The 17,787-nt window shown below is 44.6% G+C and carries 15 protein-coding genes; 7 read left to right on the top strand and 8 right to left on the bottom strand.

Annotated elements, in window-relative coordinates; genetic code table 11:
* Positions 1-19: 19 nt before the first annotated feature.
* From E4N66_RS00765 to E4N66_RS00740, 6 genes are all read right to left on the bottom strand, one after another.
* Complete coding sequence (locus E4N66_RS00765) at positions 20-1,153, bottom strand: peptidoglycan DD-metalloendopeptidase family protein (protein WP_253728583.1); 1,134 nt, start codon at positions 1,151-1,153, stop codon at positions 20-22.
* Positions 1,154-1,220: 67 nt separating this feature from the next.
* Complete coding sequence (locus E4N66_RS00760) at positions 1,221-3,071, bottom strand: methyl-accepting chemotaxis protein (protein WP_253728581.1); 1,851 nt, start codon at positions 3,069-3,071, stop codon at positions 1,221-1,223.
* A 346-nt stretch (positions 3,072-3,417) separates the two neighbouring features.
* Positions 3,418-4,758, bottom strand: coding sequence for a branched-chain amino acid transport system II carrier protein (gene brnQ, locus E4N66_RS00755; RefSeq protein ID WP_253728579.1), 1,341 nt, complete (start codon positions 4,756-4,758; stop codon positions 3,418-3,420).
* 22 nt (positions 4,759-4,780) lie between these two features.
* Positions 4,781-6,445 (bottom strand): formate--tetrahydrofolate ligase, encoded by a 1,665-nt coding sequence (locus E4N66_RS00750; protein WP_253728577.1) that lies wholly within the window; start codon positions 6,443-6,445, stop codon positions 4,781-4,783.
* Positions 6,446-6,754: 309 nt separating this feature from the next.
* Complete coding sequence (gene coaD / locus E4N66_RS00745; protein ID WP_253728576.1) at positions 6,755-7,240, bottom strand: pantetheine-phosphate adenylyltransferase; 486 nt, start codon at positions 7,238-7,240, stop codon at positions 6,755-6,757.
* A 295-nt stretch (positions 7,241-7,535) separates the two neighbouring features.
* Positions 7,536-8,249 (bottom strand): queuosine precursor transporter, encoded by a 714-nt coding sequence (locus E4N66_RS00740; RefSeq protein ID WP_253728574.1) that lies wholly within the window; start codon positions 8,247-8,249, stop codon positions 7,536-7,538.
* 78 nt (positions 8,250-8,327) lie between these two features.
* On the opposite strand from E4N66_RS00740, the gene E4N66_RS00735 reads away from it, so the two are divergent.
* From E4N66_RS00735 to E4N66_RS00715, 5 genes are all read left to right on the top strand, one after another.
* On the top strand, positions 8,328-9,302 hold the full coding sequence (locus E4N66_RS00735; RefSeq protein ID WP_253728572.1) for an L-threonine 3-dehydrogenase: 975 nt from the start codon (positions 8,328-8,330) through the stop codon (positions 9,300-9,302).
* A gap of 46 nt (positions 9,303-9,348) precedes the next feature.
* Positions 9,349-10,539: a glycine C-acetyltransferase gene (locus E4N66_RS00730; RefSeq protein WP_253728570.1), complete on the top strand. Its 1,191-nt coding sequence runs from the start codon at positions 9,349-9,351 to the stop codon at positions 10,537-10,539.
* Positions 10,540-10,740: 201 nt separating this feature from the next.
* Entirely contained in the window at positions 10,741-11,679 is a 939-nt protein-coding gene (locus E4N66_RS00725; protein WP_253728568.1) for a hypothetical protein, read from the top strand.
* Positions 11,680-11,730: 51 nt separating this feature from the next.
* Positions 11,731-12,741, top strand: a complete 1,011-nt coding sequence (locus tag E4N66_RS00720; RefSeq protein ID WP_253728567.1) for an SPFH domain-containing protein — start codon at positions 11,731-11,733, stop codon at positions 12,739-12,741.
* A complete protein-coding gene (locus tag E4N66_RS00715; protein ID WP_253728565.1) occupies positions 12,741-13,667 on the top strand; it encodes an NAD(+)/NADH kinase in 927 nt (308 codons plus the stop codon). The genes E4N66_RS00720 and E4N66_RS00715 overlap by 1 nt, the downstream gene beginning before the upstream one ends.
* 51 nt (positions 13,668-13,718) lie before the next feature.
* Here the strand turns inward: E4N66_RS00715 and E4N66_RS00710 are convergent, their stop codons facing one another.
* Both E4N66_RS00710 and E4N66_RS00705 read right to left on the bottom strand, forming a co-directional pair.
* The gene (locus E4N66_RS00710; protein ID WP_253728564.1) at positions 13,719-14,564 is read right to left on the bottom strand and encodes a hypothetical protein; all 846 of its coding nucleotides are present in this window, start codon (positions 14,562-14,564) and stop codon (positions 13,719-13,721) included.
* A 39-nt stretch (positions 14,565-14,603) separates the two neighbouring features.
* Positions 14,604-16,052 (bottom strand): AlbA family DNA-binding domain-containing protein, encoded by a 1,449-nt coding sequence (locus E4N66_RS00705; RefSeq protein WP_253728562.1) that lies wholly within the window; start codon positions 16,050-16,052, stop codon positions 14,604-14,606.
* Between the two features lie 173 nt (positions 16,053-16,225).
* Between E4N66_RS00705 and E4N66_RS00700 the strand changes: the two genes are divergently transcribed.
* Together E4N66_RS00700 and E4N66_RS00695 are read left to right on the top strand one after the other, a co-directional pair.
* On the top strand, positions 16,226-16,684 hold the full coding sequence (locus tag E4N66_RS00700) for a flavodoxin domain-containing protein (RefSeq protein ID WP_253728560.1): 459 nt from the start codon (positions 16,226-16,228) through the stop codon (positions 16,682-16,684).
* 19 nt (positions 16,685-16,703) lie between these two features.
* Positions 16,704-17,726, top strand: a complete 1,023-nt coding sequence (locus E4N66_RS00695; protein WP_253728558.1) for an ABC transporter substrate-binding protein — start codon at positions 16,704-16,706, stop codon at positions 17,724-17,726.
* Positions 17,727-17,787: the final 61 nt, after the last annotated feature.

Below are 17,787 nucleotides of genomic sequence, written 5' to 3'. Positions count from 1 at the left end.
ATTGCTTTGTAATAATGACCTATTTTAGAACGGAAAACGGATTAATCAATCTCCCGTTTTTATAAATAGACAAATGTAAATGTGGGCCGGTAGAATATCCGGTATTACCGACCGCACCCACGACCGCGCCTTGCGTGACATACTGCCCCCGCTTGACATAAATCGCCGATAAATGACCGTAAAGGGACTGATAACCCCGATCATGAGTAATAATGATATAATTCCCAAAAACACGGTTAAATCCTGTTTCGGCAATTTTTCCGTCGAGCGTTGCCTTAACGGGCGTCCCTGTCGGCGCAGCCAAATCAACACCTGAATGAAAACTTCGTACCCCCGTAAAAGGATCGCTCCGGTACCCGAATGGTGAGGTAAGTCTACCGTGTATCGGATAGATAAATAATTCACCGAGAGCCTTCCGCAGCTCAAAAGACGAAAGCGATGCGCCGGGGATAAAAAGCTTTTGTCCGACGGCCAGCGTTTCGTGCGTTAAATCGTTTGCATCAAGCAAAGCCGTAACGGGTACATTATGAGCCGCCGCGATACCCGCAAGGGTCTCGTTCTTTTTAACCGTATACAAAAGGCCGTCTGCCGATGGTATACGCAGTACCTGCCCCGCACTGATGCGGCGCGCATTATCGATATTATTAACCGATAACAACGTCCCGAAATTCCGCAATCCTGCCCGGGAAGCAATACCGCTGATAGTATCCCCCTTTCTAACGGTGTAATCTTTAAATGTTACCGTCGAAACATACCCTTCCGCAGCAGTTACTGCCTCTTGATCGATAAAGTTTTCCGCTTCGGGGAAAATATATGAATGCAGTGCCCGTCCGGATAAAGGCTCCTCGTTAAAGGTCATTTTCCGTATGGAATAAGAACCTGCACCGGTACGCAGCAACGGCAGTGCCAATAATGCATAGAGGATACTGAAACCCAGTAAAAAAGGCAAAGGGTTCAACCGCATCAGCGGCACAGTACGATTAACAGCCGCCGACGGCTTGGTATGGGTATACGCCGAACGAACATCATCAAAGCCGGAAAAAAAACGCATATCGGCTGCGACAGCCGCTTGCCGCGCCTGTCCGCCCGTATATCCGCTTTTATGTGTTATCTGAGCCGAAAACGGCATGGAATCACTTTGAAATATGTCCATATCGGACGCATGATACGTTATTATATCCATAGTTACACTATCGGCAAAAAACCGTAAGACCAAAGACCTAGTCGATCTTGAACTTATTTACTGCATTTGACAAATTTTCAACTAAACCCTTTCCCTGCTGTGCAACCGTATTAACTTCCTGCACCGAACGGTTTATCTCTATCGCACCGCTCGCCATTTCATTCATATTGTCAGTAATAAACCGTGTGAAGTTATCCAATTTATGCATCTCTTCGGCGACCTGCTCCCCTCCTTTGAGCATCTCCACAGAACCGTTTCTAACCTCTGCAGTAACTGCATTGATATCCTTAATCGCCGATAGAACTTCCCTACTGCCATTTTCCTGCTCTTGCATTGCATCCATAAGAGCCGCGCTCATCGTATTAACTTGTTTGGAAAGATCAAAAATAATACTAAACTTATCTTCAACGCTCTTTGAAGACCCCGTTAAGCTTTCGATTTCGATACTAAGGGCTTTCAGCGTTGTCGTAATATTTTTACCCTGAGCCGAGGATTCCTCTGCGAGTTTTCTAATTTCGTCTGCAACAACCGCGAATCCCTTACCTGACTCTCCGGCATGTGCCGCTTCAATGGCAGCGTTCATTGCAAGAAGGTTGGTCTGGCTGGCAATATTTTGTATAACATTACTTGCATCGATAAGCCCACCGGAAGCCTCCGCGATTTTCTGTGTTACCTTATTCGAACTTACAATAGTACTCTTGCCGTCGGCTGTCGCAGAGGAAAGCCGTTTAATCACATCATCCGTCTTTTCGAGGGTTTGAGTAATCGACACGATATTTGCCGCCATCTGCTCTATAGAAGATGAAGACTGAGCCACACTTCCGGACTGTATTTCAATACTGGAGTTCAGCTGTTTAATAGTTCGGACAATTTCTTCGACAGTAGCGGCCGTTTCACTCACGTTCGCAGCCTGTGATAGTATTTGCTGCTGTATTCCTTCAATATTTGCACTGATTTCATGAACGGAATTGGCGCTCTCCGTTGTATTCATTGACAGCACGCCGATAGCTTCGCCCATTGTCTGCGTATTCGTCTTTACTCCCCTGAGAAGTTCAACGGTATTGGCATAAAAACTATTCAACCGTGTAACAAGCAAACCGAATATATCACGGCGGTTCATTTCAAGCGGCTCGGTAATAAAGTTCCCTACCGCAAGTTTATCCGTAAATCGGAGAATAGACTCTATTTCGTCATTCACGCCCTTATAGAGCGTAAGATTAATAAAAATAGCTCCTCCAACCGTCACGATCAATAAAGGGAGCATAGCATACGTTAATGTAAAAGCAACATCCCTGCCGTTATAAAGTGTTGCGACAAAAGGAGCCACACAAAGAAAGGAAATCCCTATAAAAAGAGCAAAGCCTACCGCCGCACCGCGCTGTGTATATGACAGGCTAATATGTTTTTTTTCAAGCACCAAAAAATTTGTATATCGTTCGATCCGCTGCAGCCAAACAACATAGAAGAACAGAGACACAAAAAACATACACCCGATGGCTGCTAACACGGTTGCAACAAACATTGCCCAATTCCTCTCCCCTATTAACCAAAGGGCTAGTACCGGTACAACACTTGAAAGAAAGAACGGCACAAAAACACTTACCAGTGAGTATACGGCTAAGGCTTTATTTGCCCTATCAAGACCGTTATCTTCCGAACGCCAGTTTTGAATAATCGGCATACAATTTCGATATAACAGTACCGGAACCGATAGGGTTGCGCAGAGTCCTAATAACGCTGCAGGATTCATAAACATACGCAGCAGCACGGCATCCGGTAGTATTTTTGTAAACCATGCATACAAGAATGTTAAGCCGAAAACGCCGTTAAAAATTAAAAAGTTGAATACAAAAAGCGATTTTGGCGCTTTAGAAACTGAATGCTCCATGAATTGAGCCTCCTGTTAATAGAGTTATTTGTCGTAACCATCTAAAGGACATCTCTAAAAAACTGAGGGTTTTAGAGGTTCCCTAAAATCAAATCTTCAACCGAACTTAAATGAACTTTACTTTAAAAAATACTATTTGAATTACAGGAGGGCGCGGAAGCGCCGAGAAAAGTATGATAACCGGCTTGGTGATGTCTCAAAAGTTGGTTGCTTTTTAGACATCACCATCAGCGTGGCTGATAGCGGGTTTTAAATTAAGCCTTTATATAGTAATAACTTAATCTTAAACATCGCATCTAAATTGATAGACATATTCAGCGATACCGCTTTTGTTTCTACCAATTTTTTAAGCAATCTGTTTTGCTGCCTTGCCCTTTCCGCCAAGCAGTCCGAACAATAACGCACCGATAACGGCCGGAATCAGCCATGCAACACCGATGCTCGAAAGAGGGAGTTTTTGCAGCAGCGCAGCCAAGCCGCCGAATGACACAGGCTGTGCGCCGAAAAGCCCGAGAAAATCGTTGACAATACCTTCGGTCGAGGCAAATGCCTGCAAGCAGCTCACTAAAAGCGTACCAATGGTTCCCCCTACATAGTAGTACCGGTTGGGGATATAGTCATCTAAAAGGTTCATAACGGTTAATAAGATACAAACCGGATACAAGGCTTCCAAAAGCGGAACCGAATACCGGATGATATTTTCTACCCCATAGTTGGCAAGCCAGCAGCTGAATACCGATACGACAATAACGATTGCTTCATAAGAAACCTTATTATTGAACAATTTCTTAAAGAAATGCCCAGCGGTTGCCGTTAAACCGATTGCAGTCGTAATACAAGCAAACGCAATCGAAAGCGACAAAATCACCGTTCCGACATTTCCCCATAAACTTGCACAGATATTGATCAACAAAGCCGTACGGCTGATGTTTTTAGGAAACACCTGCGAAGCAGAGGCGCCTGCATGCAGTAACCCGCCGTACACCAGCAGCAATCCTGCCGCAGCAATTAATCCGGCAGAAAGGTTGATCTTTAACAGCGATTTCCGATCGGAATATCCGCGTTCCTTAATATTATTGATAATGATTGTCGCAAACAACATGGCTGCCAGCGCATCCATCGTCTGATATCCTTCCAAAAAGCCTTTTAAAAAAAAGTTCTGCGGAGGAGGATTCTCAAGCGGCCCGAGCGGAACAATAAAAGCGCGGATAACGATAGCGGCAAGCACGATAATCAGTACCGGTGTTAAATACTTGCCGATAGTATCGATTACTTTCGAGGGTTTAATCGAAAAGATCAATACAATGGTAAAGAATATAATCGAACTGACGACAGGGCTTATCGATGTACTAAAGGGAAGTACGCCAATTTCATACGTGGTTGCGGCTGTGCGCGGCAGCGCTAATAGCGGCCCGATACCCAGCATAATAACGGTACCGAACACATTAGCAAAAATAGGATGAACCTTGCCGGCAAAGTGCTGCACATCGCCGCCCGCTTTCCCCATTGCAAAAATACCTAAAATAGGAATACAAATACCGGTAATAGAGAATGCGATAAACGTAATAAACCATTTACTGCCGGTCATAAAACCGAGCAGCGGCGGAAAGATAAGATTTCCTGCGCCGAAAAACATTGCAAAGAGTGCAAAGCCGACAATGATACAATCTCGAAGGCCTTTCTTCATAGCGAGTCTCCTAATATATAATTTACGCTAATCCGTCGATATAACCGTTTACAAGGTCTATGCGAAGCGCCTGAGGTTCTTTCGGCAGCCCCGGCATCCGCATCATGTCGCCCATAACCGCAACGATCATCTCGGCGCCATTGTTCACGATAATTTCGCGGACAGTCATATCAAACTGTTCCGGAACGCCGAGTTTTTTTGGGTCGTCGGAAAAAGAATACTGAGTTTTTGCGATACATACCGGATAGGAGTCTACTCCCCACGTACTGATACGCTTCAGCATTTTTTCCGCATCGGCATGATAGGTAACGGTTTTTGCGCCGTACACCTGTTTGCATATTTTCTCAATTTTTGTCTTAATGCTGTCACTATCCTGATAGGTAAACACAAGCGGCTTTGACGGTTCGGCTTCAATCAAACCGGAAACGGTACGGGCAAAATCCGTTGCGCCAGCCCCTCCGTCGGAAAAAGCGCTGTTTAGGGCAAACGGCACACCGGTATTCCGGCAATAGGCGCGGAGACACTCGATTTCTTCATCCGTATCGTAGCTGTATTTATTCAACACCACCAATACCGTCTGCCCGAATGTACGCATGTTTTCAACATGCTTATCCATATTTTTAAACCCGCGGACAAGCGCCTCTTTATTGGGCTTTGACAGCTCCGCTTCAGGAACACCGCCATGCAATTTAAGCCCGCCGGTGGTAACGACAAGCACGGTTAAGGCAGGTGCAAGCCCCGCCTTGCGGCATTTAATGTCAAAGAATTTTTCAGCGCCTAAATCGGCTCCGAATCCCGCTTCGGTAATAACATAATCGCCGTAGGTAAGGGCTGTTTTAGTCGCAATAATGGAATTGCACCCGTGCGCAATATTTGCAAACGGGCCGCCGTGTACAAATGCAGGGGTATTTTCGGTGGTTTGTACCAAATTCGGATTAATCGCATTTTTAAGCAGTACGGTAATGGCTCCGGCGACGCCGAGGTCTTTAACCGTAAACGGCGTATTGTCCGGCCGGTAGCCGAGGATAATCTTTTCTATGCGGCGGCGTAAATCGTCGATATCGGAAGAGAGGCACAAAATCGCCATAATTTCCGAAGCGGCGGTTATATCAAATCCCGATTCTGCAGGTACACCGTTCCCTTCGCCGAGTCCGGTAACAATTGAACGGAGTGCGCGGTCATTAACATCCAGTACCCGTTTCCAAACTACTTTTTTTAAACCCTGCGGTGTATTCTGCGTCCTAAACACATAGTTATCCAGCAGCGCGCTGATCATATTGTGTGCTGAGGTAACGGCGTGGAAGTCGCCGGTAAAATGTAAATTGATTTCTTCCATAGGGAGCACTTGTGCATAACCGCCGCCCGCAGCCCCGCCTTTCATTCCGAAACAAGGGCCGAGCGAAGGCTCGCGCAGTGCTAACACCGCATTTTTCCCTATTTTCTGTAAGCCGAGTGCTAAACCGATGGAAACCGTCGTCTTCCCGATTCCCGCCTTGGTCGGCGTCATGGAAGTAACAAGGATGAGTTTATGCTCTTCTACGCAGGACGGAACAATAGATGTATACGGAATTTTTGCCGTATAAAACCCGTAGGGGATTACTGAGGATGCATCTATATGAAGTTCCTCTGCGATTTTTTGTATCGGTTTAAGCGAAGTCTCGCGTGCGATCTGAATATCGGTTTTCATGCGGGCGAGTTTACTATAATCATATAAAAAAAACAAGGTAACGTCCTTTTGAAATATACGGTACATCTACTGCGTCGCACGGTAAAAAAGTGTCCTCAACGTATCAAAGATACGCCTGCGGTACTTTTTTACCTAGCTCCTTGTATCTGTACCGTCTATTTCAAAAGGCTGACGGAAAAGGCATTTCAGAACGGACAGGGTTGTCCGGGGTTATAAGCAGCAGCGGGGATGTCGAAAAAGTAACCAACTTTTGAGACATCCCCGTAGCCAAAGGATGAACACGGATGTTCATTCTTTGGCGATTCTCCGCTATTTTTTGGGTGAAAACTTCTTTTTCAGCATAGCTTCAACGATGGGCGGCACCATCGTCGATACATCACCACCGAATGCCGCCAGCTCCTTAATTGAACTGGAACGCAGTACAAAAAATTTAGGATCAGGAACTAAGAATAACGTCTCAATCTGCGGGTTCAAACTCTTGTTCATCATCGCCAAATCAAATTCATATAAAAAATCATTATCATTCCGGACACCGCGGATAAGCACATCCGCTTTAATTTTTTTTGCATAATCAACGATCAGTGAATCCCATAGATGTACCGAAACATTATTCCAGCGGGAAACCAGTTGTTGTATGACCTCCAGCCGTTCCTCGCCGGAAAAACAATAACTCTTGTTTTTATTTACGGCAATGACGACATGGATTTCGGAAAAGAGTTTTTGGGCGCGCTCGATAATATTCAAATGTCCGAAAGTCGGAGGATCAAATGAACCCGCAAAGACAGCTTTTACCATAATGCAGCATATTCCTTTATTCTATTACGATACAAATAGAACACCGCTAAAAGCTCAAAACCGATTTTTAACGGTGACCGATAGTGTCTATTGTATCGCATAAAAGGCTAAACCGCAAATAGTTTTTTTTAGGGAGCCGCGGCATCTTTAGGATTTATGATTGGATATTTTACCTGCATACTCTGATGTGTAGCATTAAGAAACGCGAACGATTAAAGACTGGAAAATAGAAGTTTTGGAAAAGTAAGCCGCAAAGCCCGTAAGCTCTGCGGTGAATTAATTCTTACGAGAAATATTACCGGTTAAACTGCGGTAGCGGGTTATACCGCTCACCATAGTCGTAGGTGTCAAGCTGTTCGTGTTTTTTAAAGAAATTAACAACCAGATAGGTAAAAGGGGTAAAAACTACTTCTATCGTTGTCTTAAAAAGATAATTGGAAAGAGCCATCACCATTAAAACAGAAGATGCGTATAGCCCTGAAAACGCAATCATTACAAAAATGATACTGTCAAGCAGCTCTCCAATCAAGGTGGAGCCGATGGTGCGCATCCACAGGTGTTTGCCGTTGGTAAGTATCTTCATTCTAGAAAGAACGGTAGAATTGCTATACTCGCCGATAAAGTAACCGCAGATACTACCTGCGCTGATACGGGGCATTTGCAGCAAAATATTATTAAAATCGCTTTGCAGATTCCAGCCGCCCTCTGCCGGCAAAATACTCACCAGCCAGACATTGAACGCCATAAAAATGAGAACGACAAAGCCCGTCCAAATGACTTTCCGCGTATCCCGATAGCCGTACACCTCAGTCAGCACATCGCCGAAGATATACGAAAACGGAAAAAGCAGCGTACCGCCGTCAAATACGAAGGGACCGATCTGCACCATTTTTACTGCCAAAATATTCGACAGTACCAATACACCGATAAAGAGTCCGGAAAGAACCGGCAAGAAATTCTTTTTCTTCATGAAGCCTGCGGCTTCATCTGTCAAAATAGTGTCATTCATTATTTTATTATAGCAAAATCGCAAAAACGGTGATATACTAAATATATCGATTAAAAATGTATTATCTGAGGAGGTAATATGAAAACAATACTGGTAACAGGAGCCCTCGGTCAGATCGGCAGTGAATTGGTTATGCATCTGCGCAAGACCTACGGCGGCAGCAATGTAATTGCAAGTGATGTAGTTAAAAAAGACATGCCGGAAGTGCTTGAATCCGGGCCTTTTGAACAATTAAACGTGTTGGAACCGCAGAAAGTTGCCGATGTATGTAAAAAATATAAAGTAGACACCGTTATTCACTTAGCAGCGCTTCTTTCCGCTGTTGCGGAACGCGATCCGCAAATGGCGTTCAATATCAATATCCACGGATTATACAATATGCTGGAAATCGCCCGGGAGAATAAATACCGATTCTTTGTCCCCAGCTCTATCGCAGCCTTTGGGCCGGGAACCCCGAAAGACAAAACGCCTCAGGACACCATTCAGCGCCCGACATCGATGTACGGCGTAACCAAAGTTTCAGGCGAACTGCTATGTGACTACTACCACAAGCGCTTCGGCGTCGATACCCGCGGCGTGCGCTTCCCCGGCCTCATCTCGTATACAACTCCTCCGGGCGGCGGCACTACCGACTATGCCGTTGACATTTATTACGAAGCGCTGAAAAACAAAAAATATGACTGCTTTATTAAAGAAGGCACCTATATGGACATGATGTATATGCCGGACGCCTTAAAAGCGGTTCAGCAGCTTTTGGAAACCGATGAGGCAAGCTTAGTCCACCGCAATGCTTTTAATATCGCTTCCATGAGCTTCACACCGGAAATTATCGCTGCGGAAATTAAAAAGCACATTCCCGAGTTCAAGATGAACTACAAGGTAGATCCCATGCGGCAAGCCATTGCCGATTCATGGCCGAACTCCATCGACGACACTTGTGCACGGAATGAATGGAACTGGAAACCCGAATACACACTGGAAACGATGACCGTCGATATGCTGGAAAAACTGAGTAAGCGGCTCGGCGTTGCGTATCACTCGGCACAAAAATAAAGAAACGTTGCAATGAGCATTAAATTTCATTGAAGAGGAGAAAACGATGAGCAATATTCATGAAATGGCTTTTTTAAAAGAAAAAGTACAGGAATTAAAAGATCAAGGCTTGTATAAGGTGCCGGTAACGCTTGACGGGCCGAACGAAGCAGAATGCGTTATTAATGGAAAGAAAGTTATCAACCTTTCATCAAATAACTATCTGGGCTTTGCAAACCATCCCCGCTTAAAGAAGGCTGCAATCGCAGCTATTGAGACTTACGGAGCGGGAGCCGGTGCTGTCCGCCCCATCATCGGAAACATGAAGATTCACGATGAACTCGAAACTCTGCTTGCTACATTCAAGCGGGAAGAAGCGGTGCTGGCTTTTCAGTCAGGCTTTAACTGCAATGCCGGGGTTATCCAAGCGGTTACCGACAAGGGCGACCTCATCCTATCCGATGAATTAAACCATGCGTCCATTATCGACGGCTCCCGCCTTTCAAAAGCCGATAAGGCAGTGTTTAAGCACTCCGACATGGCGGATTTGGAGCGGGTTTTAAAAGAAAAGCGCCCCAACTACCGCAACATCCTCATCATCACCGATGGCGTATTCTCCATGGACGGCGACATTGCCAAGCTACCGGAAATCGTTGCGCTTGCGGAAAAATACGAGTGCTTAACCTACGTGGATGACGCCCATGCAAGCGGCGTTTTAGGCGAAAGCGGACGAGGCTCCGTTGACCACTTCCACCTGCACGGCAGAGTAGACTTTGCAATCGGCACCCTGTCCAAGGCAATCGGCGTTGTCGGCGGCTATGTTGCCGGTAAGCAGGTTACTATCGACTGGCTGAAAAACCGCGGACGACCCTTCCTGTTCTCCACCGGACTCCCCCCCGCCGCTATCGGCGCATGTATCGAAGCCATCAAAATGCTGATGGAGTCTACCGAATACACCGATCGGCTGTGGAAAAACGCTCGCTACTTTAAAGAAAAGCTCGCCCGCCTCGGCTTTAACACCGGACATAGCGAAACCCCCATTACGCCGGTCATCATCGGGGAAGAAGCGAAGACCCTTGAGTTCTCCAAAAAGCTGTTCGATAACGGCTTATTCATCGGACCGATCGTGTTCCCCACCGTACCCAAAGGCACCGGACGCGTCCGCTGTATGGTAACGGCAGGACACACCACCGAACAGCTCGACCGCGCTATCGCCATCTTCGAAAAAGTCGGAAAAGAAATGGGCATTATCGCGTAAGCTGATCTTAAACGAGAAGAGACGGAAGCTATGATACAGTTCCGGTGATACGGACTGGGCCGTACAGACATTGGCCGATACGGTTCGTATAGCCTTTCGTCTCTTTATCTTTTTACAGATGCCCTATAGTCACAGAAGAATTCATTTTTAAAAGCACCTCATTATTTGAGGCGCAACTTATTTACTCAAAGAGGAACACTCATGGGAAGTTTAGACTTTTTATTAAAGGATTATCAATTTAAAAAATATAAGAATGTATATGCAGGGATGCTGCAAGGGTTTTATACGATTTTTCACGTAAATGCCAATGCGAAGAAATGTATCCTTACCATCGGCGCTTCTAAGGCAGAAAATGGAGAAGATTTGTTCGCCCTTTTGCAATCGCGGCTTTGCGAAATAAAAAAAGTAAAAACGCGTATCGATAACGCAACATTAATCTTTGAATATCCTACGCCGGCATTAGGCAATTATAAGAAAACATTTGATTTGCTGAATGATACCGTTATCCCATTCCTGATAGAGAATAAGTATAAATCCGGCGGATTTATCTATGGTAAAAATGATGGAACGATACGGTTGTTTCAAATAGGACTGCAATACCTGTATCTAACCGAAGCTGAGCGGGCAGAAAAAGAAGCCGATCTTACCGATCAAAAAGAAAAAGACAAAAACACGCAAGAAAATTTTTTACTCGGTACATTGGGCGTTATCGGCGTTGCATTAGCGGGAATCATACTGTATGTTATCGTCGGAAAATTAAATCTCTATGTTTGGGCGATTCCTGCTCTGCTCAGCGCAATATCCTATGCTGTATATAAACGACTGGGGAAAAAAACAACCATAAAAGCCATCGTTATGATTTTTATTGTGTTGTGCATCGCGCTCGCAGCGGCAACCGTATTGGAATACGGCTGGCGTATCTACGAGGTAGTACACGAGAACCCCGAGAATGAACTTATTAGTTTCTTTGATGTTTTAAAAGAAACGCCGGAGCTTATATTCACTGAACCGGACATCGCAAAGCTGGTTAGAAGAGATCTATTGATAAACGGCGGAGTCTTAATACTGTCCTCAATTCTTACAATGGTAAGCGCTTACAGGCAAGAAGTACGGTTTATCAAAATAAAAAGATTGGATTAGGTGTAAAAAGTCACTGCATTATGCTGTATCAGTTATCAGAGGAGAGCCGATATGTTCGGATTGCGATTTGTAAAATTTGAACCAAATGAGTATATTCACGTAATTAAAAAAGGACGTGTGGTAAAAAAAGGGCGCGGGCTTTCGTTTTGGTTTTATAAACCTTCGACTTCGATTATTACCGTTCCGCTTGAAACAAAAAACGTGCCGTTCATGTTTGAAGAGCTTTCGAGTGATTATCAAACGCTGACCATACAAGGTGATTTGATCTATAAAATAACCGATACCGAAAAAATTATCGATCAAGTTAATTTCTCCGTCGATCTTAAAAATTATGCGTACCTCTCGGATGATCCTGAAAAATTGAGCCGGATTATTATCAATTTGGTAAATACGATAACCAAAACCGAAGTTTCTAAGCTGCCTTTGCGGGAAGCGATACAATCAATTGATCGAATTGCAGGGGCATTAAAGGAAGCGGTGCAGCACAACGAATATCTGCAAAATTTGGGAATCACAATCACAAATATCAATATTCTTTCAATCTTGCCGAACAAAGAAACAGCGCGGGCATTGGAAGCGGAAACGCGAGAAAATATTCTGCGCGAAGCGGATGATGCGGTGTACAAACGGCGTAATGCAGCGGTAGAGCAGGAGCGGAAAATAAAAGAAAACGAATTGAATACGCAGATCGCAGTTGAAGAAAAACAGCGGCAAATTATGGAAGCGCACATGGAGGGAAAACGGGCGGTTCAAGAAAAGAAGCGGGTTATTTTACAGGAAGATATGGCGTTCAAAATTAAGCAGGAGCAGGAAAATACGAAGCTTATTGAAATTTCCGTTAAGAACAAGAAGACCGAGGCGGATATTAAAGCCTATTCGCTGAACGCCGTTCTGGAGCCGATGTCCAAGATCAATCCCGAAATTATCAAAGCGCTTTCTTCAATCGGTATGGCGCCCGAAAAGCTGATCGCAAATGCGTTTACCGGACTCGCGGAAAACGCCGGTAAAATCGGCGAGCTGAATATCAGTTCGGAACTGTTACAGCAGTTGATGAAAAAATAATGGACAGGCTGATTATTATCCGCCGTCCGACTCGTTTGGATGCGCTCGTCGCGCGGTTTAATACAAAGCAGCAGGCTCAATTTTACATCGAACATCTGAATGCGGATTTTAAGGATTATGAAGCGGAACACGAAACGTACTATGCGGTACTGGATAGGCTGGTAAAAACCGCGCAAGGTATCGGCAACGTACAAGTTATCGACTGGAAATTTTTACCGAATTTTATATTCGGCAAAAATGATACGGTTATCACCGTCGGACAGGACGGTCTTATCGCCAATACTCTGAAATATCTGGAAGCACAAAAACTGATCGGTATTAATCCCGATCCGAGCAGGTGGGACGGAGTCCTATCTCAGTTTTCCGTAGATGAGGCCGGAACGGTTATCAGGCAGGCGTTGAATGATGAAGCAGCCGTAAAGCAGGTTACCAAAGCGAAAGTACAGCTTTCCGATAATCAGGTACTGTATGCCGTCAATGATTTTTTTATCGGTGTTAAAAATCATGCGTCGGCACGGTATGCTATTACGGTTGACGGAGCCGTAGAAAACCAATCTTCAAGCGGCATTATCGTTTCTACGCCGCTCGGACGTTCCGGTTGGATGAAAAGCGTATTGGCAGGTGCTTCGGGAATTACCGGCCGCTTATCAAAACAATCGCTCGCAATTAAAGCGAAGTCCGTCATCGATTGGGGCAAAGAACAGCTCACCTTTGCCGTGCGGGAACCGTTCCCGAGCGTCAATACCGGTACAAAGATTATTTTCGGTTCTATCACCCCCGGTACGGATTTTTGTGTCGAATCGAGGATGGGAGAAAACGGCATCATCTTTTCCGACGGCATTCAAGATGATTATCTGGATTTTAATTATTCGGTTGTCGCGCGTATTTCCATTGCAGATTCCAAAGGTAATATCGTGGTGAAATAGCGAGGCTGTTTCCTTTCGAACCTTAGGAACCACGCATTCCGCCGAGGAAATTTATGGACGCTCCCTATACCCCACATACTCAGCCGCGGGATAGATACATCCCGCGCACGCAATATCGGCGGGACGCCCTGCCTGCACCCATACCGGCTTAAAATAATTTCCGGCAGCCGGTTTGATTTTTTGTATGATGCCGTCGGGACAATAAATGGAAACAGGCACTCGTTTTCCCGGCGAATGAGATGAATGTTCGCCGATAGCTACGGAAGGAAGCAATTCGCACACCCGCGTTAAGAAAGCGATCCGTTCTTCAAGCTCAAAGATAAAACGGGAATAAAAAGCGAGCATTCCAAAGTCATTGCCGGAAAGAACACTTTGCTCAAGCTGCTGCAACAAGCCGCTCAATATTAGAAAGGCAGACTTCGCTTCTTGATAGCGGGCAGCGGAATACTCGCAGCCGTACACCTGTTGCAGCACGGTCTTGAGTGTTGCAGCATCCTTGTATATATGCACAGGTTTTTGCGTACACTGCCGGAACGCGGTTTCGACAGCAGGGCAACAGCAGTCAAGTACATACATCTTGGAAGAATACAGCAGCGGACACTTTTGCGTCGTTAAATATATCATCGTGCTCTTGATTGCATCGCAGGCAGGATAATCACCGTGTTTAAAAATAAAGGCGTCCACTCCGACAATCGGCACCGGCACAAGACCGCAGCCGTAGATGAGCGCCTCGTCGATGACGGGAGACTGAGCTTCCGAATACGCAGAACCGAACACCCCAACGATATTATCATCCGCCTGCATCCGCAGCGTCGCATCTACATACGCCTCCCTACGGAGGTCGGGAGCATAGTCAATTATTTCCTGTAATGAAGCATGCTTAAAATCTAATTCCATACGCCGATCGTTTTATTCCTGTTCAAATTTTTTACGTTTCTAATTAAGTTCCCAGTGTCCGTTATTTCCGGTACCGATATATCGTAGATTCTCTATCTCTTTTATGGTTCTCTGGATAGTTTTTACACTTACGCCGGCACTATCTGCAATAGCTTGTCTTGTAATCTTATTATTTGACCTCACCTTTGCCTTTATAAATTCAATCAACTCTTTCTTACTCTGAGGGACATTGTGAGGGACATTGTGAGGGACATTGTGAGGGACATTGTGAGGGACATTGTGAGGGACATTTTTCTCGCCGACTTTTTCTGTCGCAATCTTCTTGAGTGGAATAATCGTTCTGAATATATCTCCTTCTTCAAAAATAGGATTTTTTCCCGAATACAGCTGTGTATACTTATAGGTGTTACGCATACCGGAACCAAGCTCATCGGCAATTCCAATTTCCCTAAAGACTTTAGATATCGACGGATTTTTAGGAAACGGTTCGAATTTTTGCAAATCCAATGCGCCGATCCCATGCGCTACATTGCTGTTTTCGATAGTAATTTTTTCATCATCGATAATCATTTTGGCAGGGAATCCGCTTGAATAATCCCTGTGAGCTAATGTGTTGGACACTACTTCTCGAAGTATTCTATCTCGTGCATTGACATTAACAATGCCCTCTAAAACAAACAAGTCATTCAAATGCTTTCTGCCAAAGTTGATAAGCCTATCATAACTGTCAATCAGATTGGTAATGACGACATCTCTGTCATCATATCGGTCTTTGTTCTCTACTCTAAATAGTGCATCTGTTTTATGCTGTGATAAAACGGACATAATGGCGTTGTCTTTTCCAAATAATAAAATTGCAGCTAAGGTAATACCTTCTTTATTTGTTTCCGGATCAATTAAAATTAAATTAGCCGTTCTCAGAAGTTCTTCATCATTCATACCCATCCATAAATGATTTTGATTCCTTGCAATAGCCATTCTTCGTGCTTTTTCAATTACCGCTGAGTTTAAACAATCTATTCCCAAATTAGGATAGACCTTATTTACAAAATAGGTGCTTTGTTTCCGCGCATAAAGCTTATATACCAGTTCCGCATTATCGGTAATATTTATATCACCCTCGTAAGATCTATCCCAAATGCGCCCATTGTGCCTACACACCTGACAGCCTTTTGGTACTCTGATATAAATAAGTTTCTTGCCTTCCATATCTATTGAAGCAGGTGTTAAGTATAAAGGCGGATATATTTTTTGCGAATTATTAATAGCTGTTGTAAATTCCTTTGTTATTTTATCAACCTTGTCAGGATTAACGCCGGTAATTTCTCTTTTGTCGTTAACTCCTAATACTATATGGCCGCCGTTTCTATTGTTAAAAGAACAAACAGAATCATATACGTCTTTCGATAAAGCATTCTTTGATTCTTTAAATTCAACATCAATTTTTTCACCGTTTTGAATGAGTTTCTTTATTTCTTCTGGTGTCATAATTCTCCTTATGCTGATTTTATCACGCCAAGAGCTTATTTTCCATACCGGAATATTATATTGATATCGGTATGGGAAAAGTAGTACAATCGCACTGTTAAAAATAAGACACTGTCGGATAATGTAAGCACATTGATCGGCATGGTTTTTAAAATTATATATCGGGAGATTTTATGAAAAAAGCGGCTATTATCTATGCATCGGTTCATCATGGAAATACGAAAAAAGTAGTTACGGCAATGGCACAAGATATGCCGGTAACGCTGTTTAAAGTAGAGCAAGCTCAAAATATCGATTTTTCGGAATACGACTGTATCGGCTTCGCTTCGGGAATATATGCAGGAAGATTTCACAAATCGATATATGCATTTTTGAAACAGCACCGGACTGAACTTCCGAAATATGCTTTCGCCGTATGTACGAGCGGAGTGGGAAAAGGTCGATATGCAAAAAAATTTGCCGGCTATTTACAGGCGAACGGCTTTACCGTATTGGGTGAATTTGAATGTAAAGGATTTGATACCTTCGGACCATTCAAGCTGTTCGGCGGCTTAGGGAAAGGCCACCCTGACGATAAAGAACTTGCAGACGGGGTTGCGTTTATTCAGAAGATTATGTTAACGTCTATCTAAGTTTATAAAGGAGAACTCTATGTCTAAAAAACTCTGTTCATTAGCAATCTTGGTTGTGATGCTTGCAGCTTTGCCGATATGGGCAGGCGGGAAGCAGGACAAAAAAGCATCGGAAGGTTTTGCAACCGTAACCGATCATCAGGGCAGAACCGTTGTTATCCCCAAAAAGCCGGAGCAGATTGTCGCGCCGTTTTATATTCTCAGCAACACGGCATTGGCAATCGGCTGTCGGGACTATATCGTGTCGGGCGACGACAGAAAAAGCGGTCGGCCGTTTATTAAAGAATTCGCTCCCGAACTGGCGGATAAACCCGCTTGCGGCGGCGCAAAGAACTTGAACCTCGAAGCGGTTGCTTCTCTGTCTCCCGATCTCATTTTAGTGCCGTTTAAAGCCGCACAGCAGCTTCCCCAAATCGAAGCGCTCGGTGTTCCTGCATTGGTGATCGAGCCCGAAACGATGAAGAATTTTTTCAGCTATGTTGAAATGCTCGGCGCCGCTTCCGGTAATCGCGAACAAGCACAAAAACTGCTCACTTTTTATAAGACAATCTTAAATGATGTCGCAGGTTTTGTAAAAGGCGAGCCAGCGGTATCCGTTTATGTGGCCAGCCGCTCCGATCATCTGAACGCGCTCAGTCCCAAGATGTTCCAAGCGGAACTCGTTGCGGCAGCAGGCGGAAAATTGGTGAGCGATGATATTACCGATGTCTATTGGACAAAAGTATCGCTGGAGCAAGTCCAGAAATACGCCCCGCAGGTCATCGTTGCCGCAACGGGATCGAAGGTAACTCCGGCAGAACTTGCAGGAAAGGCTGAATGGAAGGGCATTTCCGCAGTCGATAACGGCAAGGTCTATGTATTCCCGTCAAGTGTTGATGAGTGGGATTCCCCCATTCCGTGCTCATGCCTCGGTGTTATCTGGCTTGCCGATAAACTGCATCCGGGAAAAATCCCTGCCGGTTATTTAGCGGAAAAAACCAAGGCTTTTTATCGGGACTTCTTCGGTAAAGAAAAAGACCTCGCTTCCCTTAATGTAAAATAAAAAGATAAAACCTTTCAATGCAGATGCGGTACCGGACTAAACTGATATGTGCAGCTTTCAT

The sequence above is a fragment of the Treponema sp. OMZ 857 genome, from assembly GCF_024181085.1.
Classification (GTDB): domain Bacteria; phylum Spirochaetota; class Spirochaetia; order Treponematales; family Treponemataceae; genus Treponema.
This window is presented reverse-complemented; position numbering and strand designations above follow the sequence as displayed.